Origin of the sequence: Streptomyces sp. NPDC004126 (assembly GCF_050275515.1) — a bacterium.
Lineage (GTDB): Bacteria > Actinomycetota > Actinomycetes > Streptomycetales > Streptomycetaceae > Streptomyces.
The window spans coordinates 1-23,640 of record NZ_JBNNPF010000082.1; the positions used below are offsets into that span (position 1 = coordinate 1).

24 protein-coding genes are annotated in these 23,640 nt (G+C 72.2%); 12 read left to right on the plus strand and 12 right to left on the minus strand.

Going from position 1 to position 23,640, the window contains the following annotated elements:
- Positions 1 to 134: 134 nt before the first annotated feature.
- The 4 genes from ACQKM2_RS38375 to ACQKM2_RS38390 all read right to left on the minus strand — a co-directional run bounded on the left by ACQKM2_RS38375 (position 135) and on the right by ACQKM2_RS38390 (position 3,861).
- Positions 135 to 725 (minus strand): malonic semialdehyde reductase, encoded by a 591-nt coding sequence (locus ACQKM2_RS38375; RefSeq protein WP_427718226.1) that lies wholly within the window; start codon positions 723 to 725, stop codon positions 135 to 137.
- Positions 726 to 822: 97 nt separating this feature from the next.
- On the minus strand, positions 823 to 1,062 hold the full coding sequence (locus ACQKM2_RS38380; RefSeq protein WP_405978812.1) for an exodeoxyribonuclease VII small subunit: 240 nt from the start codon (positions 1,060 to 1,062) through the stop codon (positions 823 to 825).
- 51 nt (positions 1,063 to 1,113) lie between these two features.
- On the minus strand, positions 1,114 to 2,454 hold the full coding sequence (gene xseA / locus ACQKM2_RS38385; RefSeq protein WP_427718230.1) for an exodeoxyribonuclease VII large subunit: 1,341 nt from the start codon (positions 2,452 to 2,454) through the stop codon (positions 1,114 to 1,116).
- A 33-nt stretch (positions 2,455 to 2,487) separates the two neighbouring features.
- A complete protein-coding gene (locus tag ACQKM2_RS38390; protein WP_427718232.1) occupies positions 2,488 to 3,861 on the minus strand; it encodes an APC family permease in 1,374 nt (457 codons plus the stop codon).
- Between the two features lie 86 nt (positions 3,862 to 3,947).
- Between ACQKM2_RS38390 and ACQKM2_RS38395 the strand changes: the two genes are divergently transcribed.
- Both ACQKM2_RS38395 and ppgK read left to right on the plus strand, forming a co-directional pair.
- Entirely contained in the window at positions 3,948 to 4,952 is a 1,005-nt protein-coding gene (locus ACQKM2_RS38395) for a 4-hydroxy-3-methylbut-2-enyl diphosphate reductase (protein WP_427718235.1), read from the plus strand.
- A 21-nt stretch (positions 4,953 to 4,973) separates the two neighbouring features.
- Positions 4,974 to 5,729, plus strand: a complete 756-nt coding sequence (gene ppgK, locus ACQKM2_RS38400) for a polyphosphate--glucose phosphotransferase (RefSeq protein ID WP_427718238.1) — start codon at positions 4,974 to 4,976, stop codon at positions 5,727 to 5,729.
- On the opposite strand, the gene ACQKM2_RS38405 is transcribed toward ppgK, so the two are convergent.
- Positions 5,723 to 6,220, minus strand: a complete 498-nt coding sequence (locus ACQKM2_RS38405) for a DUF6542 domain-containing protein (protein WP_427718240.1) — start codon at positions 6,218 to 6,220, stop codon at positions 5,723 to 5,725. The two genes, ppgK and ACQKM2_RS38405, sit on opposite strands and share 7 nt — an antisense overlap.
- 150 nt (positions 6,221 to 6,370) lie before the next feature.
- On the opposite strand from ACQKM2_RS38405, the gene ychF reads away from it, so the two are divergent.
- Positions 6,371 to 7,459, plus strand: a complete 1,089-nt coding sequence (ychF, locus tag ACQKM2_RS38410) for a redox-regulated ATPase YchF (RefSeq protein WP_427718242.1) — start codon at positions 6,371 to 6,373, stop codon at positions 7,457 to 7,459.
- A 134-nt stretch (positions 7,460 to 7,593) separates the two neighbouring features.
- On the opposite strand, the gene ACQKM2_RS38415 is transcribed toward ychF, so the two are convergent.
- Entirely contained in the window at positions 7,594 to 7,857 is a 264-nt protein-coding gene (locus ACQKM2_RS38415) for a type II toxin-antitoxin system RelE family toxin (protein WP_054221840.1), read from the minus strand.
- Positions 7,850 to 8,119, minus strand: a complete 270-nt coding sequence (locus tag ACQKM2_RS38420; protein WP_019434848.1) for a type II toxin-antitoxin system Phd/YefM family antitoxin — start codon at positions 8,117 to 8,119, stop codon at positions 7,850 to 7,852. The genes ACQKM2_RS38415 and ACQKM2_RS38420 overlap by 8 nt, the downstream gene beginning before the upstream one ends.
- A gap of 345 nt (positions 8,120 to 8,464) precedes the next feature.
- Here ACQKM2_RS38420 and ACQKM2_RS38425 point away from each other — a divergent pair, with 345 nt between their 5' ends.
- Genes ACQKM2_RS38425 through ACQKM2_RS38440 form a run of 4 tightly spaced genes read left to right on the plus strand, consistent with a single transcriptional unit; the run spans position 8,465 to position 11,610 of the window.
- Positions 8,465 to 8,905: a hypothetical protein gene (locus tag ACQKM2_RS38425; protein ID WP_427718245.1), complete on the plus strand. Its 441-nt coding sequence runs from the start codon at positions 8,465 to 8,467 to the stop codon at positions 8,903 to 8,905.
- Positions 8,905 to 10,134 carry a hypothetical protein gene (locus ACQKM2_RS38430; protein ID WP_427718248.1) on the plus strand — a complete coding sequence of 410 codons (1,230 nt, stop codon included), beginning with the start codon at positions 8,905 to 8,907 and terminating at the stop codon, positions 10,132 to 10,134. The genes ACQKM2_RS38425 and ACQKM2_RS38430 overlap by 1 nt, the downstream gene beginning before the upstream one ends.
- A complete protein-coding gene (locus tag ACQKM2_RS38435) occupies positions 10,118 to 10,894 on the plus strand; it encodes an alpha-ketoglutarate-dependent dioxygenase AlkB (RefSeq protein WP_427718251.1) in 777 nt (258 codons plus the stop codon). Before ACQKM2_RS38430 ends, ACQKM2_RS38435 begins: the two co-directional genes overlap by 17 nt.
- Complete coding sequence (locus ACQKM2_RS38440) at positions 10,888 to 11,610, plus strand: sulfite exporter TauE/SafE family protein (RefSeq protein WP_427718254.1); 723 nt, start codon at positions 10,888 to 10,890, stop codon at positions 11,608 to 11,610. Before ACQKM2_RS38435 ends, ACQKM2_RS38440 begins: the two co-directional genes overlap by 7 nt.
- A 65-nt stretch (positions 11,611 to 11,675) precedes the next feature.
- Here the strand turns inward: ACQKM2_RS38440 and ACQKM2_RS38445 are convergent, their stop codons facing one another.
- Complete coding sequence (locus tag ACQKM2_RS38445; RefSeq protein WP_427718257.1) at positions 11,676 to 13,280, minus strand: PucR family transcriptional regulator; 1,605 nt, start codon at positions 13,278 to 13,280, stop codon at positions 11,676 to 11,678.
- A gap of 262 nt (positions 13,281 to 13,542) precedes the next feature.
- Between ACQKM2_RS38445 and ACQKM2_RS38450 the strand changes: the two genes are divergently transcribed.
- The gene (locus ACQKM2_RS38450; RefSeq protein WP_427718259.1) at positions 13,543 to 15,933 is read left to right on the plus strand and encodes a xanthine dehydrogenase family protein molybdopterin-binding subunit; all 2,391 of its coding nucleotides are present in this window, start codon (positions 13,543 to 13,545) and stop codon (positions 15,931 to 15,933) included.
- A 46-nt stretch (positions 15,934 to 15,979) separates the two neighbouring features.
- On the opposite strand, the gene ACQKM2_RS38455 is transcribed toward ACQKM2_RS38450, so the two are convergent.
- The gene (locus ACQKM2_RS38455; RefSeq protein ID WP_427718261.1) at positions 15,980 to 16,561 is read right to left on the minus strand and encodes a Uma2 family endonuclease; all 582 of its coding nucleotides are present in this window, start codon (positions 16,559 to 16,561) and stop codon (positions 15,980 to 15,982) included.
- A gap of 32 nt (positions 16,562 to 16,593) precedes the next feature.
- On the minus strand, positions 16,594 to 17,574 hold the full coding sequence (locus tag ACQKM2_RS38460) for an SMP-30/gluconolactonase/LRE family protein (RefSeq protein WP_427718263.1): 981 nt from the start codon (positions 17,572 to 17,574) through the stop codon (positions 16,594 to 16,596).
- Between the two features lie 77 nt (positions 17,575 to 17,651).
- Here ACQKM2_RS38460 and ACQKM2_RS38465 point away from each other — a divergent pair, with 77 nt between their 5' ends.
- From ACQKM2_RS38465 to ACQKM2_RS38480, 4 genes are all read left to right on the plus strand, one after another.
- Entirely contained in the window at positions 17,652 to 18,089 is a 438-nt protein-coding gene (locus ACQKM2_RS38465) for a MarR family winged helix-turn-helix transcriptional regulator (RefSeq protein ID WP_427718264.1), read from the plus strand.
- Positions 18,090 to 18,179: 90 nt separating this feature from the next.
- On the plus strand, positions 18,180 to 19,346 hold the full coding sequence (locus ACQKM2_RS38470) for an alpha/beta hydrolase (RefSeq protein ID WP_427718267.1): 1,167 nt from the start codon (positions 18,180 to 18,182) through the stop codon (positions 19,344 to 19,346).
- 247 nt (positions 19,347 to 19,593) lie between these two features.
- Entirely contained in the window at positions 19,594 to 20,679 is a 1,086-nt protein-coding gene (locus tag ACQKM2_RS38475) for an alpha/beta hydrolase (RefSeq protein ID WP_427718270.1), read from the plus strand.
- An 8-nt stretch (positions 20,680 to 20,687) separates the two neighbouring features.
- Positions 20,688 to 21,467 (plus strand): trypsin-like serine peptidase, encoded by a 780-nt coding sequence (locus tag ACQKM2_RS38480; RefSeq protein WP_427718273.1) that lies wholly within the window; start codon positions 20,688 to 20,690, stop codon positions 21,465 to 21,467.
- Between the two features lie 48 nt (positions 21,468 to 21,515).
- Here the strand turns inward: ACQKM2_RS38480 and ACQKM2_RS38485 are convergent, their stop codons facing one another.
- Both ACQKM2_RS38485 and ACQKM2_RS38490 read right to left on the minus strand, forming a co-directional pair.
- Positions 21,516 to 22,472, minus strand: a complete 957-nt coding sequence (locus ACQKM2_RS38485) for an EamA family transporter (protein ID WP_427718276.1) — start codon at positions 22,470 to 22,472, stop codon at positions 21,516 to 21,518.
- A gap of 176 nt (positions 22,473 to 22,648) precedes the next feature.
- Positions 22,649 to 23,467: an isocitrate lyase/PEP mutase family protein gene (locus tag ACQKM2_RS38490; RefSeq protein ID WP_427718278.1), complete on the minus strand. Its 819-nt coding sequence runs from the start codon at positions 23,465 to 23,467 to the stop codon at positions 22,649 to 22,651.
- Positions 23,468 to 23,640 lie beyond the last annotated feature (173 nt).

Sequence of the window (23,640 nt, forward strand, 5' to 3'; positions counted from 1 at the left end):
GCTCGCGAAGGCGGTGGTCGGGGTCGCCGGGCCGCGCCCCGGGATCCCGGGGCGGGCGGCCTCTCTCGTCGTGTCACGTCACATCGTGTCCGTGTCCGTGCCGGTGCTCAGGCGGCGCGGGCGGCTCCGACGGCTCAGACGGTGGTGATGACCTGGTCGATGTCCAGGCGCGGGGAGCGCGGGAACCAGGCGTTCTCGCCCGGCTTGCCGATGTTGATGACCATCAGCGGGGTGTGGTCGGCGTCCAGGAACTCCTTCTGCACGCCGGCGAAGTCCAGACCGGTCATCGGGCCGGCGGCCAGGCCGGCGGCGCGGACGCCGATGATGAAGTAGGCGGCCTGGAGGGCACCGTTCAGCAGGGCGGCCTGCTCGCGGACCGGGCGCTCGGAGAAGAAGGCGTCCTTGGCCTGCGGGAAGTGCGGCAGCAGCTGGGGGAGCTCCTCGTGGAACTCGTTGTCCGCGGAGAGGATGGCGACCAGCGGGGCGGCGGCCGTCTTGGCCTTGTTGCCCTCTTCCATGTGCTTGACGAGGCGCTCGCGGGCCTCGGCGGAGCGGACGAGGGTGATGCGCAGCGGGGTCTGGTTGAAGGCGGTGGGGCCGAACTTCACGAGGTCGTAGATGGCCTGGACCTGCTCCTCGGTCACCGGCTCGTCGGAGAACGAGTTGGCGGTGCGGGCCTCGCGGAACAGCAGGTCCTGGGCAGCGGCATCGAGCACGAGAGACATCGGTAAGCCTTCTTCTATGCGTTGGTGAAGCGGTGGCTCCGACTCTACGGCCAAAGTAGATGAAATTTCAACTACTCGCTCGGGCGGGTGGTGCGGGTCACTCCTCGCGGCCGTCCCCGTCGTCCCCGGCCGCCGCTTCTCGGGCGGCCAGTGCCGAGTCCAGCCGGGCGCGGGCCCCTTCGAGCCAGTGCCGGCAGACCTTCGCCAGCTCCTCGCCGCGCTCCCAGAGGGCGAGGGACTCCTCCAGGGAGGTGCCGCCGGCCTCCAGCTTGCGGACGACCTCGACGAGCTCGTCCCGTGCCTGTTCGTACCCCAGCGCCGTATCGGTGTCGGTCATTCCTTGGGTCCCATCGTAGGTGTGTGATGCGTCTGATTAGCGTGGAATATGTCAGTTTTCGAGGGGTCCTGGACCGGTGGTCGAGCCGCCCTCCAGTGCCACTTCCGGGACCTGCGGCGCAGCCGTCGACGCCCCCGGCTCCCCGACCGCCCCCGGCTCCCCGACCGCCCCCGGCTCCGAGACCGCCCCCGCGACCGTCACCGTGAACTCGCCCGCCGCCACCCGGGCCCGCAGCACCTCGCCCTCCGCGACCTCCGAAGCCGCCCGCACCACGTGCCCGTCCGCCCGCTGGAGCACCGCGTACCCGCGCTCCAGAGTGGCCGCCGGCGACAGCGCGACCACCCGGGCGAGGGTGTGCTCCAGCTCGGAGTCGGCCCGGTCCAGCAGGTGCCCGAGGGTGCGCCGGCTGCGGGCCAGCAGCGCCTCCAGCTCGTCCTCCCGCGTCTCCACCATCCGCTGCGGGTGCACGAACACCGGGCGCGCCAGCGCGTGCGCCAGGCCCCGCTCCTCCCGGTCCAGCAGCCCGCGCAGCGCCCGCAGCCCCCGCTCCTGCAGCTGGCGCACCCGCTGGAGTTCCTCGCCGACGTCCGGGACCACCTTCTTCGCCGCGTCCGTGGGCGTGGAGGCCCGCACGTCCGCGACCAGGTCCAGCAGCGGGGAGTCCGGCTCGTGCCCGATCGCCGACACCACCGGCGTTCGGGCGGCCGCGACCGTCCGCACGACCTCCTCGTCGGAGAACGGCAGCAGGTCCTCCACGCTGCCGCCGCCCCGCGCCACGATGATCACGTCCACGTCGGGCCGCGCGTCCAGCTCCTTGACCGCCTGCACCACCTGGGGCACCGCGTGCACCCCCTGCACCGCCACGTTGCGCACCTCGAAGCGGACCGCCGGCCAGCGCCGCCGGGCGTTCTCCAGCACGTCCCGCTCGGCCGCCGAGGCCCGCCCCACCACCAGGCCGATCAGCTGCGGCAGGAACGGCAGCGGCTTCTTGCGGGCCGGGGCGAAGAGCCCCTCGGCGGCCAGCGACCGCTTGAGCCGCTCCAGGCGCGCCAGCAGCTCCCCGATCCCGACCGGGCGGATCTCGGTCACCCGCAGGGACAGCTGCCCGCGCGGGGCGTACCACTCCGGCTTGGCCAGTACGACGACCCGCGCGCCCTCCGAGACCACGTCCGCGACCTCGTCCCAGACCTGGCGGAAGCAGGTCGCGCTGACCGAGATGTCGTGCGACGGGTCGCGCAGCGTCAGGAACACCACCCCGGCCCCCGGCCGCCGGGACAGCTGCGTGATCTGCCCCTCCACCCACACCTGGCCCAGGCGGTCGATCCAGCCCCCGATGAGCCGGGACACCTGACCGACCGGCAGCGGCGCATCAGCCGACGTATTCAGACCCATGCACGCAGGCTAACCGCACCCGCTGACAGCGCCTCAGGCCCGGTCCGGGGTGTCGCCGCCCGTGCGCCCCCGCTGTACGAGGAGCAGGGCGAGCCCCGCCATCAGCCACACCGCGCCCACCAGCTGCGCCGTCCAGGAGGCCTCCACGATCACGGCCACCGTCACCGCCGCCCCCAGCACCGGCACCACCAGGTGCTTCCACCACACCGGGGCCCCCTCGCGCCGCCGGACCACGAACCACCCCACCACCGACGCGTGCAGCAGGGTGAACGCCACCAGCGCCCCCACGTCCACCACGGAGACCAGGTGGCCGAGGCCGTCGTCGCGCCGGGCCGCCCACACGGCCGCCACCAGCGTCACCGCCGCCGCCACCAGCAGCGCCGCCCGCGGGGTGCCGCCCGAGGTGCGCGCCAGCGCACGCGGCAGCCGCCGCTCCCGGGCCATCGCGAACAGCAGCCGCCCGGCCGCCGCCTGCCCGGCCAGCGCCGCGAAGGCCGCCCCGACCGCCTTGCTCACGGCCACCAGGTCGTGCAGCCAGGGCCCGACCGAGGCCTCGACGGCGTCGTAGAAGGCCGGCCCCTGCCGCGCCGGGTCGGCCGCCAGCTCCGCCGAGGACACCGGGGACAGCAGCGCCGCCAGGTAGGCCTGGGCGACGAACAGCACCCCGGTCAGCGCCAGGCAGAACAGCACCGCCCGGGCCACCCGGGCACTGCCCCCGGTGACCTCCTCCGCGAAGGAGGCGATCGCGTCGAAGCCCAGGTACGACAGGACGGCCACCGACACCGCGCCCAGCACGGCCGCCGCCGAGAAGTCCAGCGAGCCGTCCCCGGTGAGCGGCGAGAGCCAGCCGCGCCGGGCCCCGTCCCGGGCCAGCACGGTCACCGCCGCCACCAGGAACACCAGCAGCACCGCGATCTCCATGGCCAGCACGGCGAAGCCCACCCGCGCGGCCGCCCGTACGCCCCACAGGTTCAGCGCCGTGGTGACCACCACCGCCAGGGCCGTCCACACCCACCGCGACACCTCCGGGACCAGCGCGTTCATCGCGATCCCGGAGAACAGGTACGCCACCGCCGGGATCAGCAGGTAGTCGAGCATCGCCATCCAGCCGGCGATCAGCCCCGCACCCTCTCCCAGCCCCTTGCGGGCGTACGTGAAGACCGACCCGGCCTGCGGGGCCACCCGCACCATCTGCGCGTACGAGAAGGCCGTGAACGCCATCGCCGCGGTCGCGACGGCGTACACGAGGGCCACCGCGCCGTGCGACTTCGCGTCGAGGGTGCCGAAGACCCCCACCGGGGCCATGGGGGCGATGAAGAGCAGCCCGTAGACCACCAGGTCCCGGAAGCCCAGGTTCCGGCGCAGCGCCGCGGGGGCCGCCGTGCTGGAATCCGTAGCGGAAGCCATCGATCCTCCGGGGGACGGTCGGTACGTACGTTCGGCCAAGTGTGTGCCGAACGGGCGACGCCCGGCCTGCTGGAGACCCCCGTACGATGGAGCACATGACTGCTGCCGCCCCTGCTCCCGCCGCCCGCCGCGTCCTGCTCGCCGCCCCCCGCGGTTACTGCGCGGGCGTGGACCGTGCCGTGATCGCCGTCGAGAAGGCCCTGGAGCAGTACGGTGCTCCGGTCTACGTGCGCCACGAGATCGTGCACAACAAGTACGTCGTCCAGACGCTGCAGAAGAAGGGCGCCATCTTCGTCGAGAAGACGGAGGAGGTCCCGCCCGGCAACATCGTGATGTTCTCCGCGCACGGCGTGGCCCCCGTGGTGCACGAGGAGGCGGCGCGCGGCAGGCTCGCGACCATCGACGCGACCTGCCCGCTGGTCACCAAGGTCCACAAGGAAGCCGTCCGCTACGCCAACGAGGACTTCGACATCCTCCTCATCGGCCACGAGGGCCACGAGGAGGTCATCGGCACCTCCGGCGAGGCCCCGGACCACATCACCATCGTCGACGGCCCCGACGACGTGGCCAAGGTCGAGGTCCGCGACGAGTCCAAGGTCGTCTGGCTCTCCCAGACCACCCTCTCGGTCGACGAGACCATGGAGACCGTCGACGCGCTGAAGACGAAGTTCCCGCTGCTCGTCTCCCCGCCCAGCGACGACATCTGCTACGCCACCTCGAACCGGCAGGCCGCCGTCAAGGTGATGGGCGCCGACTCCGACCTCGTCATCGTCGTAGGCTCCAAGAACTCCTCGAACTCCATCCGCCTGGTCGAGGTCGCCCTCGACGCCGGCGCGAAGGCCGCCCACCTGGTCGACTTCGCCAGCGAGATCGACGAGGCCTGGCTGGACGGCGTCACCACCGTCGGCCTGACCTCGGGCGCCTCCGTCCCGGAGGTCCTCGTCGAGGAAGTCCTCGAATGGCTCGCCCAGCGCGGCTACGCGGACGTGGAGATCGTCAAGACGGCCGAGGAGCACATCACCTTCTCGCTGCCCAAGGAGCTCCGCCGCGACCTGCGCGCCGAGGCCGCGGAACTGGTCGCCGAGAAGTAAGTCCTTTCGTACCGTATGTCCATGCAGATCTTCGGTGTGGACATCGGCGGTTCCGGCATCAAGGGCGCTCCCGTGGACCTGGCCCGCGGCGAGCTGGCACAGGAGCGCCACAAGGTACTCACCCCACATCCGGCCACCCCCGAGGGGGTGGCCGGATGTGTCGCGGAAGTGGTCGGCGCCTTCTCCTGGGACGGCCCGGTCGGGGTCACCTTCCCGGGCGTGGTCACGGGGGGCGTCACCCGCACGGCGGCCAACGTCGACCCGGGCTGGATCGGCCTCGACGCGGCGGCCCTGCTCTCCGCCCGGCTGGGCGGCAGGCCGGTCACGGTCCTCAACGACGCCGACGCGGCGGGCGTCGCGGAGATGACGTACGGCGCGGGCCGGGACGTGCCCGGCACGGTCCTCCTCCTCACCCTGGGCACGGGCATCGGCAGCGCGCTCTTCCAGGACGGCCGTCTCGTGCCGAACACGGAGCTGGGCCACCTGGAGCTCAAGGGCCACGACGCGGAGACGCGGGCCTCGGTGAAGGCCAAGGAGGACGGGGACCTCAGCTGGGAGCGCTGGGCGCACCGGCTTCAGAGGTACCTGGCCCACGTGGAGATGCTCTTCTCCCCGGACCTGTTCATCCTGGGCGGCGGCGTCAGCCGCAAGCCGGAGAAGTTCCTGCCGCTGATCAAGGGGATCCGGGCGGAGATCGTCCCCGCGAAGCTCCAGAACAACGCGGGGATCGTCGGCGCGGCGATGGCCGCGCGCGACGGCGCCTCCGCGGCTCAGTAGGCGGCGCCGGCCGCCCTGCGCTGCTGCCGGGCGGCCCGCTTGCGCCCGCTCAGGGCGGCCCGGCGCACCAGCGCGATCAGCCCGGCGGCCAGCGTGCCCGCGTACAGCCACCCGGCGTGCAGGGACAGCGCGGACACGATCCCCATCAGCTGCCCGCCGAAGCCGCCGGAGCCGCCCGAGACGGGCCACACCCCGGCGGCGAAGGCGATGGGTGCGGAGATCGGCGCGGTCACCAGGTCCGCCGGCCGCACCCACACGCCGACCGCGGCGGAGACGGGCAGGAAGAGCAGCCCGTACGCGAAGAGCGAGGAGCCGAAGAGCAGCCGGCACGCCCCCGCGACCAGCAGCATCGCCAGGCAGGCGAACAGCCCGGCGCCGAACCCGGTCAGCATGGGCCGGGGCAGCCGGCGGGGCGCGGCGGGGCGCCGCGACTGGGCGGGCACCCGGGCGGGCACACGGGCGGGCACCTGCGGGTGACGTACCGAACGCATCCTGTATTGCTCCACCCCACCAAACTAGGCGGGAAGGGCCCCGAATCCGGGCGCGGACACGCGTACGTCCACCGCCGCTCATCGGAAAGTAAACTGTCGGGTGGCCCACCTCCGGGCCGCCGCCCCCTCCAGCTACGGGAAGTCGCCAACGTGTCGCTCACGATCGGAATCGTCGGCCTGCCGAATGTCGGCAAGTCGACCCTGTTCAACGCCCTGACCAAGAACGACGTGCTGGCGGCCAACTACCCGTTCGCCACCATCGAGCCGAACATCGGCGTGGTCGGCGTCCCGGACCCCCGCCTGGCCAAGCTCGCCGAGATCTTCGGCTCGCAGCGCGTCCTGCCCGCCACGGTCGACTTCGTCGACATCGCCGGCATCGTGCGCGGCGCCTCGGAGGGCGAGGGCCTGGGCAACAAGTTCCTGGCGAACATCCGCGAGTCCGACGCGATCTGCCAGGTCATCCGCGCCTTCAAGGACGAGAACGTCGTCCACGTCGACGGCAAGGTCTCGCCCAAGGACGACATCGAGACGATCAACACCGAGCTGATCCTCGCCGACCTCCAGTCCATCGAGAAGGCCGAGCCGCGCCTGACGAAGGAGTCCCGTCTCCAGAAGGAGAAGGTCGCGGTCCTGGCGGCGGTCGTCGAGGCCAAGAAGATCCTCGAAGCCGGCGACACCCTCTTCTCCAAGGGCATCACCAAGGGCACGGAGCAGGGCGACCTCCTCCACGAGCTGCACCTCCTCACCACCAAGCCGTTCCTCTACGTCTTCAACGTGGACGAGGACGAGCTGACGGACGACGCCTTCAAGGCGGAGCAGTCCGCGCTGGTCGCCCCGGCCGAGGCCATCTTCCTGAACGCGAAGCTGGAGCAGGACCTCTCGGAGCTCGACGACGAGGAGGCCCTGGAGCTCCTCCAGTCGGTCGGCCAGGACGAGCCCGGCCTCGCCACGCTCGGCCGCGTCGGCTTCGCCACCCTGGGCCTCCAGACGTACCTGACGGCCGGCCCGAAGGAAACCCGCGCCTGGACCATCAAGCAGGGCGCCACCGCCCCCGAGGCGGCCGGCGTGATCCACACCGACTTCCAGCGCGGCTTCATCAAGGCCGAGGTCATCTCCTTCGCGGACCTGGTCGACTGCGGCTCGGTCACCGAGGCCCGCGCCAAGGGCAAGGCCCGCATGGAGGGCAAGGACTACGTCATGCAGGACGGCGACGTGGTGGAGTTCCGCTTCAACGTGTAATCGCACACTTACTGCACGTGACGTGATTCGTCAAGTATGCAGCTCAGAAGGGGTCGGACTCTGTCGAGTCCGACCCCTTCGTCGTCACCGTGCTGGATGGGTGCCGGATATTCTGACGTGGAGTCAGCGGGTGATCAGGTCTCGTAAACGGTGGACCGGTGTCCCACGTGAACGACCCAGACCACCAGCTCGCCATTGTCGATCGTGTAGACGACGCGGTAGTCGCCGACGCGAAGACGGCGTCGTTCGGGCTGTGACACGAGTGCGGTGGTGTTGAAGCCGAGAGGGTCGGTCTCCAGCTCGGTCAGCTTGGCCAGGATGCGCAGCGCCATGTCGCGGGGGATCTTCCGAAGCTCGGCCTGCGCCTCGGGGCGGAAGACGGTTCGGTACTCACTCACCGCGCGCCAGCGTCTCCCTCATGATGTCCTCGATCGGGATGCCGGGTGCCGGGTTGGCCATGCGCTCGTCGATGATCCGATTGATCTCGCGCTCTTCCCACTCCTGGTACTTGCGCAGAACCTCAATGGAGACGACGGCCGCGACTTCCTTGCCTCGGCGTGTGATCACTGTGGGTACATCGTCGCGGTCTGCGCGCTCCACGACCTCCGCCAGGTGTGCTCGCACGTCGCGAATGGACTCTATGGGCAGTGGCTGCGTCATGCGCTCAAGCGTACCGAGTGTTCCATGTGTACACAATGTCGTCGGTAGGCGGCCTGCCTTCGCGGCGGACGCGCGTGCTGGATGTACTGGATGAGCCCGCACCGTGCTGGATGGGTGCTGGATAACCACTTCCAGAACCACGTTTTCGCAGGTCATAGCCCTGTGCTGAACGTTCCGCTTCAACGTCTGATCGCAGCTCTATCGGCGGCCTGACCTGCGAGAACGCGGGTCAGGCCGTTGTGCTGTCCGGAGTGGTCCCCTTCGCGCAGTAGGTGCGATCCGCACGGACGTCGCCGTATTCGTGCGTTAGTTTGATCGTTCACGTCTGCAGTGGGGAGGGGCGCCGTGAGCGGGCTCGCGCCTGACTTGGAGTTCATCGCGGAGGGCATGATCCGTGGTTCCGTTCGAACCAACTTCGCCTTCTACCCGCCCCAGGACGACGGCGGAGCTTGGCGCGCCACGGCCGAGTTGCTGGAGCGGGCTCTGAGAGAGGCGTTTCCCGAGCCGACCGCGGACCATCGGATCTCGGGGATCCACGGTGTTCCCGTCCTCGATTTCGAGATCGAGTCGGCGCCCGGTGTATGGATCGATGGGACGGCGCCGATGCCCAAGCCCGACTACGCCTACATCACTCTGACCGACGTGACCGCAGGCGGGAGAAGGCATCGCGGCGGAGCTGCGCAGGCACCTCGCCTCCGTTCAGGCCCCATGAGGCAGTCCGCGGACAATTCACAGGAGATCCGAGAGCGGTACGTTGCCAGGTTCGCAGGACGGGGGGCCGTTTGATGAGTACGGAAGAGTTGGCGGAGGCACGCGTCGAGGGTGCGGGGAACGTGCTGGTCGTGCCTTCGGTGTCGTGGGGCGAGGGGCTGGTCGGGGATTTCTTCGGGGCCGTGGTCACGACGGAGGAGCTCGGTTCCGGGGCGTGCGATCTCGCGGGGAAGACCGTTTACCTGTGCGGTGACCTGTCCGCGGTCAGCGCCCGGCTGTTGGACGCCGCGGAGCGGGTGTTCGTGGTGGGGGAGTCGGCGTACGGACGCCGTGAGGAGGGGTGGGTTCCCGTCGGGCTTGGGCGGGTTCCTGTTCGGGTGCACGGGGTCGGGGTGTACTACCGGCGGTTCTTCGAGCCCGGGGACGGTCACTTCGGGCGGATCCGTGCGGAGCACGAGTTCCAGGCGCTGACCGAGTCCACCAAGCCCGGGACGGCCCATCGCAGCGGGATCTACCTGACGCCCGTCACGCGGGACGGCGACGAGCTGCACTTCCGGCTGCTGCGGTGCTCCACGAACCTCTCCGGGCCGACCGAGGGGTTCCGCCCGACCGACGTGGAGATCGTCGACGCCCTGAACCGTGAGGCCGACGCCGTGTTCCGCGGCCACGCGCCGCTGAACCACGTGCTCGCGCAGATCTACCACAACACCCTCGCCACGGCGGAGCGCAAGCAGTCCAAGGCGAAGATCTCGGCCCACGCGGACAAGACCAAGGACATGCCGGCGGGCGGGATCATGGCCTTCTGCACGTTCTATGACGGGCTCGACCGGTTGCAGCCGCTGGACGGGGATCCCTTCGACCGCGGTGTGAAGGGGGTCAGCGGGCTGACCAGCCTCCGGTTCCGGCTCAAGGATCCGGGCGGAGAGGGCGGGGAAGGCGGAGGGGGCGCGCTGCCCGAGCAGTTCGGCGTCACGCTCCATCCCGGCTCCGTGTTCTTCATGCCGCTGTCCACCAACCGGCTGTACACGCACGAGATCCGGCCCGCGGCGCTGGACGCCGAGCTGCTGCCGACCCGGCTGGGATACGTGGTGCGCTGTTCGAGCGCCGAAGCCGTCCACAAGGACGGCGGTACGTTCCTCAAGCGGACGGGTGGTCCGGTGGAGCTCGGGCCGCCCACGCCCGAGGGCATGGACGAGCTGCGGAGGCTGTACGCCGAGGAGAACAGGACCTCGTCCGCCGTCGACTACGGCGACGGGTTCCTCTTCAGCATGAACGCGGGAGACTACGTTGCCCCTCGGATCTAGCGGCCCGGTCCCGGACGGGATCGTCTCCTGTGCCCTGCCGGCCGGCGAGGAGCTCTTCGCGGAGCTGTCCGCGTCGGTCCGGTGGGAGGACGTGGGCAAGGGCCGGCAGGGCGCCGTGCTCACCCGCCCCGACGAGTCGGGCGGCGTGCCCCTCGTACGCACCACCACCCGGTACGGCAGCCCGGCGCAGCGCTTCCGGCCGGTGCACGAACGGCTGGCGCGGCGGATCCGGGAGCACCTGGCGCTCCCGGCGGGCTTCGACAACGCCCTGATCGAGAACTACACCGACGCCTACCGGACCATGGGCGGCCACAGCGACCAGGCCCTCGACCTGGCCGACGGCTCGTTCATCGCCCTGTACTCCTGCTACCGGGACCCCGAAGCGGGTCCGCCGAGGAAGCTGGTGTTCGAGCCGAAGGGGGAGGGCGGGGAGACGTTCGAGGTCCGCCTGGAACACAACAGTGTCGTCGCGTTCTCCGTCGAAACGAACCGGCGGCTCCGGCACAGGATCGTGCTGGACGCGCCCGCCCCTGCGGCGGACAACCGGTGGCTGGGGGTGACCTTCCGGACCTCGAAGACCCTCGTCCGGTTCCGCGACGGACACGCCCACCTCCCCGGGGGTGCGCGCCTGACGCACGCCGACGAGGACCAGAGCCGGGAGTTCTACCGGATGCGGCGCCGCGAGAACCAGGAGACGGACTTCTCCTACCCCCCGCTGACGTACACCGTCAGCGGGAGCGACCTGGTGGCGCCGTGCTGATCCTCCTCGCCGCCTTCCTGGTGCTGGCCGTCGCCTCCGTCGTACGCACCACCGCCGGCTTCGGGTTCTCCCTGGTGGCCGTCCCGCCCCTGGCGCTGCTCATCGACCCGGCGAGCGCGGTGGTGGTCGCCGGGATCATGGCCGCCCCGCTCAGCCTGTGGATCGCCGTACGCGACCGGCGGTACGTCGACCGCAAGGTCATGGCGGCCACCCTGCTGTCGGGGCTGGCCGGCGTGCCGTTCGGGGTGTGGCTGCTGGCCACGCTCCCCTCGCGGGTGCTGCTGTTCGTCATCACGGCGGTGGTCCTGCTGGGCACGTTCATCGTGTGGCGGAAGATCGAGCTGCGCGGCGGGATGAAGACGGTGGCGGCCGTGGGGGTGTTCTCCGGGGCCTCCTTCGCCGCCACCGGCATCGACGGCCCGCCGATGGTCGCCGCGTTCCAGAGCATGCGGCTGGAGCCCCGGGTGCAACGCGCCACGCTGGGCGTGGTGTTCTCCGGCACCAGCCTCGCCGCGCTCGCCGGCTTCGGCATCAGCGGGCAGCTCACCGCGACCGTCGGGAAGATGCTCCTCGTCGGGGTGCCGGCCCTGCTCATCGGGATGTTCGCCGGCGAGAAGGTCTTCCACCGCCTGGACGCCGAACGCTTCCGCCGCGTCGTCCTCGGCCTGCTCGTCGTGAGCTCGCTGTCGGTGGTCCTGCGCGTGGCCGCCGCCTGACCGCTGCTCCGACGCGCCGCCGACGCGCCGCCGACGCGCCGCCGAAGGGCCGCTGAGGAACCTCCTCAGCCGGCCCGCAGGGCCGCCAGGAAGTCCAGCCGGGTCTCCAGCCGGTTCAGGTCGGTGTCCGTCAGCCGCTCGATGCGGGTGATGCGGTGGCGCAGCGAGTTCACGTGCAGGTGCAGCCTGGCCGCCGTCCTGGTCCAGGACGCGTCGCAGTCGAGGAACGCCTCCAGCGTGCCCAGCAGTTCCGTCCGGTGCAGGCGGTCGTGGTCGCGGAGCGGCCCGAGGTGGCGGGCGGCGAAGGCCCGGCGGGCGTCCGCCGGGATCAGCGGCAGCAGCGAGAGGATGTGCGCGGTCAGGTCGCCGGGGCCGCGCACGGCCACCCGGTCCGGGGCCTCCCGCGCGACCCGCAGCGCGTTGTGCGCCTCGTCCAGCGCCCGGCGGGCGTTGCCGGGGTCGCCCACGGGAGAGCTGACCCCGACGGACACCGCCTCGGCAGGGCCGAGCCAGCGGGCGAGGGCGGAGGCGAGCCGCCGCTGGAGGGCGGTGCAGTCGACGCCCGGCGCCGGCTCGGGCATCAGGACCATGAGCACCGCCCGGTCGCCCTCGACGGTGGCGGCGATGTCCTGCGGCGACACCGGCACCGGGCCGTCCGGCTCGACCAGGGCCTCCTCCAGGAGGACGCGCAGGGCCCCGGCCGGGGCCCCGGCGGCCACCACGTACTGGCAGCGCGGCCAGTGGCCGACCCCGCTGACGACGGACTGCGCCGTACTGCGCAGCCGTACGGGGATCTCCTCGGCCGGGGCGTCGCCGCGCACCAGTTCCAGGGAGCGGTCGGCCAGGTCGCGGAGGACCGCCTGCGCCTCCTCGTGCGCGCACCGCGCGTCGCCGAGCAGCTCGCCGACCCGGTCCAGGAGCTCCGCGTCCGCCGCGGGCCACCGGGAGACATCGGCCTCCACCACCACCAGCCAGTCGCCCAGCTCGGCGGCCGGCCCGGCCGGCCCGGCCACCGGCAGGAGGGAGTACGGGCGCTCCCCGACCGTGACCCGGTGCGGGGCCCGTTCGCCCGCCCGGCGCGCCGCCAGGTAGCGCGCGGCCAGCGCCGCCGCCGTCCTCGGGTGCGGCGGCGGGTGCGCCCCCGCGATCTGGCGCCCGGTCGCGGACAGGACGCGCACGTGGAGGCCGAGGCTGTGCCGCAGGAGCTCCAGCACCGAGTCGGGGGCGGCCCGGTCGGAGAGGAGCCGCCGGTGGCGTTCGACCACGGCGGCGAGGCTGCCGACCTCCCGGCGGTGCAGCCGGTGCAGCACGTGCTCGGTGACCGCGGCGAACGAGGTCTCCGGCGGCACCGCGACGAGCGGCAGGCCGTGCCGCCGGCAGGCCCGTACGAGGTCGTGCGGAACGAGCCGGTGCTCGACCTCCCCCGCGGCCAGGGCCGTGACGCCCGCCCGCGCGAGGACGCGTACGAACGGCTCGGCGTCCCCCTCCCCCCGCCACCAGGCCAGCCCGGTGAGGACCAGCTCCCCGCCGGAGAGGAACCGTCCGGGGTCGGCCAGGTCGATGACCGGGACGGCCCGGACGGCGCGGTCGAGCACCGCGTCGCCGCCGTCCGCGCCCACGAGCAGCAGCAGCCCCAGCTCGTCGGTGTCGAGGAGTTCACGCAGCCGCATGATCGTCAGCCTCTCACGGACGCCGCGAACCTTGCCGTAGACGGATCACCCCAGTTCAGGGGCGTGCGGCGGTATGAACACACCGTCCTCCACAGGCGGCGGAGCGGGCGGTTCTGAGCGATCGGTGACTGCCCCGCCCCCTCGGCCGCTGTGTGTACTGCTCCGCGTGGCCGACAGCGTTTCGGGCCACGCGGAGCCGGATACCGCGCACGGGGGTCGCGGTACCGGCACGGCGCGTCACGGAGAGAGAGGCGGTCCGAACATGGCCGGCACCACCAGCGGTATCCCCACCAACGTCACCCAGGGCTCCCGGACCAGGGGCGGCATCGGCGAGTCGACGCTGCGCCCGGACGGCACCCTCAAGGTGACCGGCGAGTTCGCGTACTCCTCGGACATGTGGCACGAGGAGATGCTGTGGGGCCAGACCCTGCGGTCCACGGTCGCGCACGCCGAGATCGTCTCCATCGACGTCGCCGAGGCCCTGACCGTGCCCGGCGTCCACGCGGTCATGACGTACGACGACCTGCCGGCCCCCATGAAGTACTACGGCATGGAGTTCCAGGACACCCCGGTCCTCGCCCACGGCAAGGTCCGCCACCACGGAGAGCCCGTCGCCCTGGTCGCCGCCGACCACCCCGAGACCGCCCGCCGCGCCGCCGCGAAGATCAAGGTCGAGTACCGGGAGCTGCCGCTCATCACCGACGAGGCCTCCGCGCTCGCCCCGGACGCCGTGCTCGTCCACGAGGACCGGGACGACCACCACTCCGCGCACGTCCCGCACCCCAACGTCGTCCACCACCAGCCGATCGTCCGCGGCGACGCCGACGCGGCCGCCGCGCGGGCCGACGTCATCGTCACCGGCGAGTACACCTTCGGCATGCAGGACCAGGCCTTCCTCGGCCCCGAGTCCGGCCTCGCCGTGCCCTGCGAGGACGGCGGCGTCGACCTGTACGTCGCCACCCAGTGGCTGCACTCGGACCTGCGCCAGATCGCCCCCGTCCTCGGCCTGCCCGAGGAGAAGGTCCGCATGACGATGGCCGGTGTCGGCGGCGCGTTCGGCGGCCGCGAGGACATCTCCATGCAGATCCTCGCCTCCGTGCTCGCGCTGCGCACGGGCAAGCCGGTGAAGATGGTCTACAACCGCTTCGAGTCCTTCTTCGGGCACGTCCACCGCCACCCGGCGAAGCTGTACTACGAGCACGGCGCCACCCGCGACGGCAAGCTGACGCACATGCGCTGCAAGATCGTCCTCGACGGCGGAGCGTACGCCTCCTCCACGGCCTCGGTCGTCGGCAACGCCGCGTCCCTCTCGGTCGGCCCGTACGTCATCGACGACGTCGACATCCTGGCGGTCGGCCTCTACACCAACAACCCGCCCTGCGGCGCGATGCGCGGCTTCGGCGCCGTCCAGGCCTGCTTCGCGTACGAGGCCCAGATGGACAAGCTCGCCGCCGAACTGGGCATGGACCCCGTGGAGTTCCGCCGGCTCAACGCGATGGAGCAGGGCACGGTCATGCCCACCGGGCAGGTCGTGCACCACCCCGCCCCGGTCGCCGAACTGCTGCGCATGGTCAAGGAGCGCCCGCTGCCGCCCCCGCGCCAGTGGGAGACCGCCGGCGGCCCGGCCGACCTGCGCGCGCTGCCGGGCGGCCTGTCCAACACCACGCACGGCGAGGGCATCGTCCGCGGCGTCGGCTACGCGGTCGGCATCAAGAACGTCGCCTTCTCGGAGGGGTTCGACGACTACTCGACGGCCAGGGTGCGGCTGGAGGCCGTGAACGGGGAGCCCGTCGCGATGGTCCACACGGCCATGGCGGAGGTCGGCCAGGGCGGTGTCACCATCCACGCGCAGATCGCCCGCACCGAACTCGGCGTCCAGCAGGTCACCATCCACCCCGCCGACACCCAGGTGGGCTCGGCCGGTTCGACCTCCGCCGGCCGCCAGACGTACATGACCGGCGGGTCGGTGAAGAACTCCTGCGAGCTCGTCCGGGAGAAGGTCCTGGAGCTGGGCCGGCGCAGGTTCGGCGCGCAGCAGCCGGCGTGGGCGTCCGACGGGCTGCTGCTGGAGGGCGGCAAGGTGGTCACCGCGGGCGGGGAGGTCCTCGCGGCCCTCGTCGACGTCCTGGAGGACGAGGCCGTCGAGATCGAGGCGGAGTGGCGGCACTTCCCCACCGAGCCCTTCGACCGGGTCACCGGCCAGGGCAAGGGCCACGTGCAGTACGCCTTCGCCGCGCACCGGGCCGTGGTGGAAGTGGACACCGAACTCGGCCTGGTCAAGGTCGTGGAGCTGGCGGTCGCCCAGGACGTGGGCAAGGCGCTCAACCCGCTGTCCGTCGTCGGCCAGATCCAGGGCGGCACCGTCCAGGGGCTGGGGGTCGCGGTGATGGAGGAGATCATCGTGGACCCGAAGACCGCGAAGGTGCGCAACCCCTCCTTCACGGACTACCTGCTCCCGACGATCCTGGACACCCCGACGATCCCGGTCGACTACCTCGAACTGGCCGACCCGGAAGCCCCGTACGGCGTCCGCGGCATCGGCGAGGCCCCGACCCTTTCCTCCACCCCGGCGGTCCTCGCGGCCATCCGCGACGCGACGGGCCTGGAGCTGAACAAGACCCCGATCCGCCCGGAGCACCTGACGGGCCTGTGACCACCGGTGCCCGGGGCGGCATGAGCGGCCCTACCCCGGGCACCGGTCAGCTGTTGCCGGGCGGCGTGAGCTTGTCGAGGTCCAGGCTGATCTCGAACGGCACCGGGCGCCGGAGGGCGCTGCGGAAGATGCCGGCGGGCGCGTAGGCGCCCGTCGGCCCGTCGAGTTCGTAGACGTGGACGACCGGTGCACCGTCCTCGTCCTCGATGCACCAGTAGTGGGGGATGCCCGCCTCCGCGTACTTGCGGAGTTTCACCGTCCGGTCCCGGTGGGCGGATTCGGGGGAGACGACCTCGATGACGAGCTTCACGTCTTCGGGGGCGTACCAGGTGCGGTCGGGGTCGTAGGGCAGGTCCGTCAGCAGGAGGTCGGGCTCGGGACGGTTGCGGGCGTCGAGCCGGATGGTCATTTCCCGCTCGACCTCGAAGCCGGCCGGTGCCTGTGCCATGAGCGTGGTGGTGAGGGCGGTGACGAGGCGGCCGTGCCAGGCGCTTTGGGGCCACATCCTGAAGACCAGCGCACCGTGGAGCAGCTCTGTGTGGCGAGGTGCTTCCGGGAGGTGGTCCAGGTCCTCCGCTAACCAGCCTTCCGCACGCGGCGGGCGCATCCAGTCGGGCAGTGCGGTCATGGCTTCACCGTAGCGGCCCGGTGCCCCCGGCGTCACAGACCCTGGACCGCGGCCACCGAGAAGGTGGTGGGGGTGCCCGTGGAGGGGGTGAGGGGGCCGTCCTTGTCGAACTGGGAGCGGACCACCAGGGTGCGGCCCGGGGTGTGGGCCAGGGTGGTGGGGATCTGGAGCGACGGGTCCGTGAGGGTGCGGGTCAGGCGGGCGCGGGTGCCGTCCGCGCTGAGCTGCCAGCGGGTCAGGGTGTTGGTGACGTTGTGGGCCGCCCGGAGGGTGCCCGTGGGGGAGAGCTGGATGCCGTCGGCGGCCTTGAGGTCGCCGCCCGTCAGGGCGACCCGGCTCAGGGCGCCGGTGCGCAGGTCGACGCGGTGGAGTTCGCCCGCGGTCATGTCGACCGTCAGCAGGTAGCGGCCGTCCCGGTCGGCGGTGATGCCGTTGAGCGTGAACATGCCGGGCGGCGGCGGGGTGACGTGCCGGCCCAGGTCGTACGCCACCGCCAGCGGGCCGGAGCCGGCGCGCAGCTGCGCGGGGGTGACCCGGTAGATCACCGCGCGGACGCTGTCCGTCAGGTAGGCGGTGCCGTCCGGGGTGACGACCAGGTCGTTGACGAAGTGCGGGACGGCGGGGTCCACCTCGAAGCGGGCCAGGCGGGCGCCCGTCGCCGTGTCGTACACCGACACCCCGGCCGTGGAGTCCGTGACCCACAGGCGGCCCCGCGCGTCGACGCGCAGCCCGTTCGCCGTGCGCCGCCCGTCGGTGCCGGACGGGAGGAACACCTCGGCGGTACGGGCCCCCGGGCGGGCGCGGTACACCGTGCCGTCCGCGTACGAGCCGACGTACACCGTGCCCGTGCGGGGGTCGGAGGCTATGCCCTCCGGGTAGACCTTCGAGCCGGGGAGGGTGAACGCCGTCCCGACCGGGGCGGAGGGGGCGGGCGCGGGGGCGGCGGCCGTGGTCAGGGCCGCGGCCAGGGCGACGGCCGCCGCGGTGACGAGGGTGTTCGAGGACATGCGCATGGGTGAACCCTTCTTGATCGGTGTGCTCGCAGAGTAATTAGAGTTCGAATGACTGGCAAGGGTCGTAGGATGCCGCAATGACCTCCATGCCTCCCGAGGAACGCATCGGCGCGTACATCAAGCGCGCCGAGCAGGCGCTCCTCGCGGCGAAGAACGCCGCGTGCAAGCCGGCGGCAGTAACGGTTCCGCAGTACGCCGCCCTGCTCTGGCTCGCGGAGAAGCCGGGCATCTCGGCGGCCGCCCTCGCCCGGCTCTGCGGGGTCACACCGCCCACCATGAACACCATCCTGAAGAACCTCCACGAGCGCGGCCTCATCGAGCGGACCCCCCACGAGTGGCACCGCAACGTGCTGGAGACCCGGCTCACCCCGGAGGGCCGCGCCGCGATGGAGCTGGCCGACACCGGCGCCGTCCGCGTCGAGACCGCCCTCGCCGCCGCCCTCACGGACGAGGAGCGGACGCAGCTCATCGAGCTGCTGGGCCGGTGCGCCGAGGTGCTCGACACCCTGAGGTGAACCGCCCGCGGGATCCGCGCGTCAGCAGGAGGGGGATGTCCACCCGCGCTGTCCCGCCCGGGGCAGGCCCGACCGTTCGGAGCGAAGTCCGTGCACGAGTACCCGCAGCAGTCGTCCGGCCGTGAGCCCGAGCCCGAGCCCGAGCCGGGGCAGGGCCGCAGGAAGCCCCGGCGCGCGATGTGGACCGGCGCGGGCGTCGTCGGCGCGCTGCTCCTCGGGGCGGGCGGATTCGCCGCCTACGAGAAGGACTGGTTCTCCGCCGACGGCCGGGCCGCCGACTTCGCGGGCCCCGCCCCGGCGGCCCCCTCGGCCTCCGCCCCCGGCGGCGGCTCCGGTGCCGACGGCTCCGGTGCCCGGCAGGCGGAGCCCTCCGCCGCGCCCACGCCCAGCGGCGACCCGGACGTGCAGCTGCCGGCCGGCCCGAGGTCCGACTTCCGCCAGACCGCCAAGCTCGACGACGGCACGGTCATCGCCAAGGCCCGCGTGGCCGGGGCCAAGTCCGGGTTCGAGGGCGACGTCTGGGTCTGGACCCCCAAGGAGTACGAGGACCCGAAGTACGCCAAGAGCGCCTTCCCGGTCCTCATCGCCCTCCCCGGCGGCAACGGCTTCCCCGCCAACTACTGGGCCGACCGCAGCCTCGGCCTCCAGAAGGCCGTGTCCGAGGGCGTCCAGGCCGGCACCAGCCTGCCGTTCATCCTGGTCATGCCCGTGCTCAACCCCGACAACAAGTACTACTACGACGGCGCCGACATACCCGGCCAGCCCAAGATGGGCACCTGGATGGCCGAGGACGTCCCGGATTTCGCCCGCGCCAACTTCCGCACGTACAGGTCCCGCGACGGCTGGGCCTTCATGGGCTCCTCCTCGGGCGCCTTCGTCGGCATGAAGACGCTGCTCCAGCACCCCGACAAGTTCAAGGCCGTGATCGCCAGCGGCGGCGAGATCACCCCCGACTCCCCGCTCTGGAAGGGCCACCAGGCGGAGATGGACGCCAACAACCCGGAGAAGCTCGCCGAGAAGCTGATCGCCTCCGGCGGCCCGGACGTCTACATCAACTTCCAGGTCGGCACGAAGGAGTCCGGCAAGGACCGGATGGTGAAGTTCGTGCAGCAGTACGGCAAGGGCCCCGTCAAGACGACCATCCGCGACATCCAGAACGGCGAGCACAACGGCTGGCACTACGTGCGCGGCATGAAGGAAGGCTCGCTGGAGTGGGTCAGCAAGGTGCTGAAGGGCCCCCGGCCCGCGGCCGGCTGACCGAGGCCGTCCGCGGCCGCCGCCCGGCCGGCTGACCGTCGCCCCGTACGTTCGAAAGCCTCCCCGTTCCCGCAGGCAGGACCCGCCCCCCGGCCCGTCGCCGGACTCCGCCACGTGGCCCTCGCCACGTCGCCCCGGTCCCAGGCAACCCATACGGTCGTTCACACCTCTGTACAGGTGTTAAGGGGGACCAATCGGTCCGACCCGCGCCCAACCAGGGCGCCGGAGAAGGAACGGGAACAAATCCGTGCAGTATGACCACCAAGGCGACGGCGGCCCCACGACCAAGGGCGGCCGTCGCCCCCGGCGCCCCCGCAGGCGCCAGATCCTGATCGGCGGCGGACTCGCGCTCGCCCTCGCCGCCGGGGGCGGCGCGGCGTACAAGACGGGCCTCTTCTCGGACATAGGGGATCCGGTCTCCTTCGGCAAGATCCAGGAGTCGGCCGCCGCCGAGGACATCCGCCCGGGGGTGCAGATGCCCACCGGCCCCAAGGCCGAGTTCGCCCGCACGAGCCGGCTGCCGGACGGCACGCAGATCGCGATGACCACCCTGACCGGCCAGAAGTCCGGCTTCACGGGCGACGTGTGGGTGTGGGTGCCCAAGCAGTACGACGAGCCGAAGTACGCCAAGAGCGCCTTCCCCGTGCTGATCTCCCTGCCCGGCGGACGCGGCTACCCCAAGAACTACTGGGGCACCGGTCCCGGCCTCGGGCTCCAGCAGGCCGTGATCGACGGGGTCAAGGCGGGCACCAGCCTGCCCTTCATCCTCGTCATGCCGGTGATCAACGCGGACACCAAGCACCACTTCGACGGATCGGACATCCCCGGCCAGCCGAAGATGGGCACCTGGATGGCCGATGACATCCCCGATTTCACGAAGGCCAATTTCCGCACCTTCACCTCCCGCGACGGCTGGGCCTTCATGGGCTCCTCCTCGGGCGGCTTCGGAGCCTTCAAGCACGTCCTGAAGTACCCCGAGCGCTTCAAGGCGGTGATCGCCAGCGGCGTCGACATCGTCCCCGACTCCCCGCTGTGGAAGGGGAACCGGCAGGCCATGGACGAGAACGACCCCGAGAAGCTCGCCGAGAAGCTGATCAAGGAGGGTGGTCCGGACGTCTGGATCAACTTCCAGATCGGGACGAAGGAGAGCGGCCGCGACCTGGCGGAGCGGTTCATGCGCGAGTACGGCAGGGGCCCCGTGCACACCCGGCTGCAGGTGATCCAGGATGGTGAGCACAACGGGAAGTCGTACGTACGCGGAATGAGGGAGGGTTCCCTGGAGTGGATCAGCAAGGTGATGCAGGGACCGACACCCGACCCCGCCGTGCGATGAGCCCGGCGGTGAAGGGGGCGACGGCGGCCGCCGCCGCGGGGATCGCGATGGTGTGCGCCGTCGCGTTCCTCAAGGCACCCGGCGACCGCCCGGTGCACCCCTTCCCCACCGTCGGCGTGCTCATGGCCAACGGCGAGCACTGGTGCACGGCGAGCGTGGTCGACAGCCCCAAGGGCAACGTCGTCGCGACCGCCGCCCACTGCGTCGCCCCGGCGGGCGAGGACGGAGTGCCCGGCGAGGTCGCCCACGACGGCCTCGCCATCGGCGAGCTCTCCTTCGCGCCCGCCTTCTCCGGGGAGGGCTCCGGCACCCAGCCCCTCGGCGTGTGGAAGGTCCGCTCGATCCACGTCGACGAACGCTGGACGAAATGGGGCGACGACACCGCCGACTTCGCCTTCCTCACCATCGAGCCCGACGAGGACGGCCGCAGCGTGCAGGAAGCCGTCGGCGGCAAGAGCGAGGCGCCGACGCCCGACTGGACCTCCGGCTACGAGCGCGAGGTCACCGTCGTCGGATACCCGGAGTCCGAGCACAACCCGCAGAACAAGCCCGTGTCCTGCACCACCCAGACCCGCCACGACCTCGACGACCCCGACATGCTGTACATCAGCTGCTCGGGGTTCTGGACCGGAACCAGCGGCAGCCCCTGGATCGCCGACCGCGGCGGCACGGGGCAGCCGGGCCGGCTGATCGGGGTGCTCAGCGGCGGGGACACGGACGTGGACTCCACGGCCGCGCTGTACGACGAGAAGGCCAAGGCCCTCTACGAGCGGGCCGCGAAGGGCTGAGGGGCGTTCCCGGGGGACCGGGGGACCGGGGGCCCGGGGGACCCGGGGCTACTTCTTCCGCCGCTCGGTGCTGACGATCACGCCGACCGCCGCCACCACGATCGCGCCGCCGAGCACGATCGGCAGGGTCAGCGGCTCGTCCAGGATCAGCGCGCCCAGCGCGACGGCCACCACCGGGTTCACGTACGCGTACGTGGCCACCAGTGACAGCGGCGCCGCCTGGAGCAGCCACGCGTACGCGGTGAAACCGACGACCGACCCGATCAGCACGAGGTAGCCCAGGGCCACCCACGAGGAGGTGGAGAAGGCGCCGACGTCCAGGCCGCGCTGCTCCCCGCGCAGCAGCCCCACCACCACGCCGGCGGCCCCGCCGGCCAGCATCTGGTACGCGGAGCCGGTGAAGGGGTTGTCCGGCATCGGCAGCCGCCCGGCCGAGAACGAGCCCAGCGACCACAGCAGGGCGGCGCCCAGCACCAGCAGCACCCCGCCCAGGTGGACCTCCCCGCTCAGCCCCGGACTGGTCAGCACGGCCAGCCCGGCCAGGCCCACCAGCACCCCGGCCAGGGTGCGCAGCGGCGGCCGGTCCCCGGTGGCCGCCCGCAGCACCACCACCCACATCGGCACCGACGCGACCAGCAGCGCCGCCAGCCCGGACGGGATGGAGGTCTCGGCCAGCACCACCAGGCCGTTGCCGCCCAGGACCAGCAGCAGGCCCACCAGCACCAGCGAGCGGGCCTGCGCGGCCGTGATCCTGAGCGCGGAGGGCCCGTACCGCCAGGCGACGATCCCGGCCAGCACCAGGCCGGCGGTGATGAAGCGGGCCCCGGCGGACAGGAAGGGCGGCATGGTCTGGACGACGATCCGGATGCCGAGGTAGGTCGAACCCCAGACCACGTACACGAGCGCGAGCGCGAACCACACGGCCCCGGTGGTCCTGCGGCTCGGGGAGTCCGGCCCCGCGCCCGCGCCCGTGTCCTTGCCGCCTATCGGAGTCGAGGTGCCCATGGCCGGATCCTACGGTCGGTGCCGGATGCACGCTTCTCGATATCTCAGTCCTTGAGCAGGGCGTTCAGCAGACTCCTCTCGACGCGGTCCTCGCACCGCTCGGCGCCGGGGCGCCTCGCGGGCTTCGGGCCCGCTGCGCCGGACTCCGTCCGCCGGTTCCCGGGCGGCGCCCCGGCTCAGTCCTTGAGCAGGGCGTTCAGCTCCCCGTAGGGCAGGGACCCGGCGAGGGAGCCGTACGTGCCGCCGGCCAGCAGTTCCTCGGTGGCGCGGCGGACCACGGCGTACGCGGCCTCCGCCACCCAGGAGCCGAGGCTGACGCGGGCCACCCCGAGGGCGCCCAGCTCGGCGACGGAGGGCGCGTCGGGGCCGACGAGCACGTTCAGCGGCCCATCGATCCCCTTGGCGAGCTCGGCGACGGTGGCCGGGTCGGTGACACCGGGGACGAAGACCCCGCTGGCGCCGGCGGCGAGGTAGGCGGCGGCGCGGGACAGGGTCTCGTCGAGCCGGGTGGAGCTCTCGCCGAGGCCGAAGAGGTACGTGTCCACCCGGGCGTTGATGTACAGCGGCACCCCGGCCGCGTCGGCGGCGGCCCGGGCCGCGGCGAGGCGCTCCGCGTGCTCGGCGGGGGCGCGGCGGCCGTCCTCGATGTTGATGCCGACCGCCCCGGCGGCCAGCACTCCGGCGACGGTCTCCCCGACCCCGGCGGCGTCGGCGGCGAACCCGCCCTCGATGTCGGCGGTGACGGGCACGGAGACGGCCGAGGCCACCCGGGCGATCAGCTCCAGCGCCCGTTCCCGCGCGAGCGCGTCCCCGTCGGGCGCCCCGAGCGACCAGGCGACCCCGGCGCTGGTGGTGGCGACGGCCGCCGCCCCGGCGGCCTCGACGAGGCGTGCACTGGCGACGTCCCAGGCGTTGGCGAGGGCGAGCGGGGCGGAGGGGGTGTGCAGCGCGGTGAAGGCGGTGGCCTGGGCGGCGCGGTCAAGGTTGGTGGTCATGGCCCCAGTTGACCAGACCGGCCCGCCCATCGGCTGGCGGTTTCCCGACACCGACCCGCCGCCGGCCGGGGTGCCGCCGCGCGGGGCGAGGTCCCCTACCCGCCCTTCCACCGTTCCCTGGGGCTCCGCCCCAGACCCCGCGCCTCAAACGCCGGCGGGGCTATAGATAGCCC

Bases quoted from the DNA above. Each gene is read 5' to 3' on its own strand.
- ACQKM2_RS38490 (WP_427718278.1), bottom strand. From the start codon at position 23,467: ATGACCACCAACCTTGACCGCGCCGCCCAGGCCACCGCCTTCACCGCG.
- ACQKM2_RS38465 (WP_427718264.1), top strand. From the start codon at position 17,652: ATGACCTCCATGCCTCCCGAGGAACGCATCGGCGCGTACATCAAGCGC.
- ACQKM2_RS38420 (WP_019434848.1), bottom strand. From the start codon at position 8,119: ATGACGCAGCCACTGCCCATAGAGTCCATTCGCGACGTGCGAGCACAC.
- ACQKM2_RS38450 (WP_427718259.1), top strand. From the start codon at position 13,543: ATGGCCGGCACCACCAGCGGTATCCCCACCAACGTCACCCAGGGCTCC.
- xseA (WP_427718230.1), bottom strand. From the start codon at position 2,454: ATGGGTCTGAATACGTCGGCTGATGCGCCGCTGCCGGTCGGTCAGGTG.
- ACQKM2_RS38460 (WP_427718263.1), bottom strand. From the start codon at position 17,574: ATGCGCATGTCCTCGAACACCCTCGTCACCGCGGCGGCCGTCGCCCTG.
- ppgK (WP_427718238.1), top strand. From the start codon at position 4,974: ATGCAGATCTTCGGTGTGGACATCGGCGGTTCCGGCATCAAGGGCGCT.
- ACQKM2_RS38485 (WP_427718276.1), bottom strand. From the start codon at position 22,472: ATGGGCACCTCGACTCCGATAGGCGGCAAGGACACGGGCGCGGGCGCG.
- ACQKM2_RS38455 (WP_427718261.1), bottom strand. From the start codon at position 16,561: ATGACCGCACTGCCCGACTGGATGCGCCCGCCGCGTGCGGAAGGCTGG.
- ACQKM2_RS38380 (WP_405978812.1), bottom strand. From the start codon at position 1,062: ATGACCGACACCGATACGGCGCTGGGGTACGAACAGGCACGGGACGAG.
- ACQKM2_RS38405 (WP_427718240.1), bottom strand. From the start codon at position 6,220: ATGCGTTCGGTACGTCACCCGCAGGTGCCCGCCCGTGTGCCCGCCCGG.
- ACQKM2_RS38390 (WP_427718232.1), bottom strand. From the start codon at position 3,861: ATGGCTTCCGCTACGGATTCCAGCACGGCGGCCCCCGCGGCGCTGCGC.
- ACQKM2_RS38430 (WP_427718248.1), top strand. From the start codon at position 8,905: ATGAGTACGGAAGAGTTGGCGGAGGCACGCGTCGAGGGTGCGGGGAAC.
- ACQKM2_RS38445 (WP_427718257.1), bottom strand. From the start codon at position 13,280: ATGCGGCTGCGTGAACTCCTCGACACCGACGAGCTGGGGCTGCTGCTG.
- ACQKM2_RS38395 (WP_427718235.1), top strand. From the start codon at position 3,948: ATGGAGCACATGACTGCTGCCGCCCCTGCTCCCGCCGCCCGCCGCGTC.
- ACQKM2_RS38375 (WP_427718226.1), bottom strand. From the start codon at position 725: ATGTCTCTCGTGCTCGATGCCGCTGCCCAGGACCTGCTGTTCCGCGAG.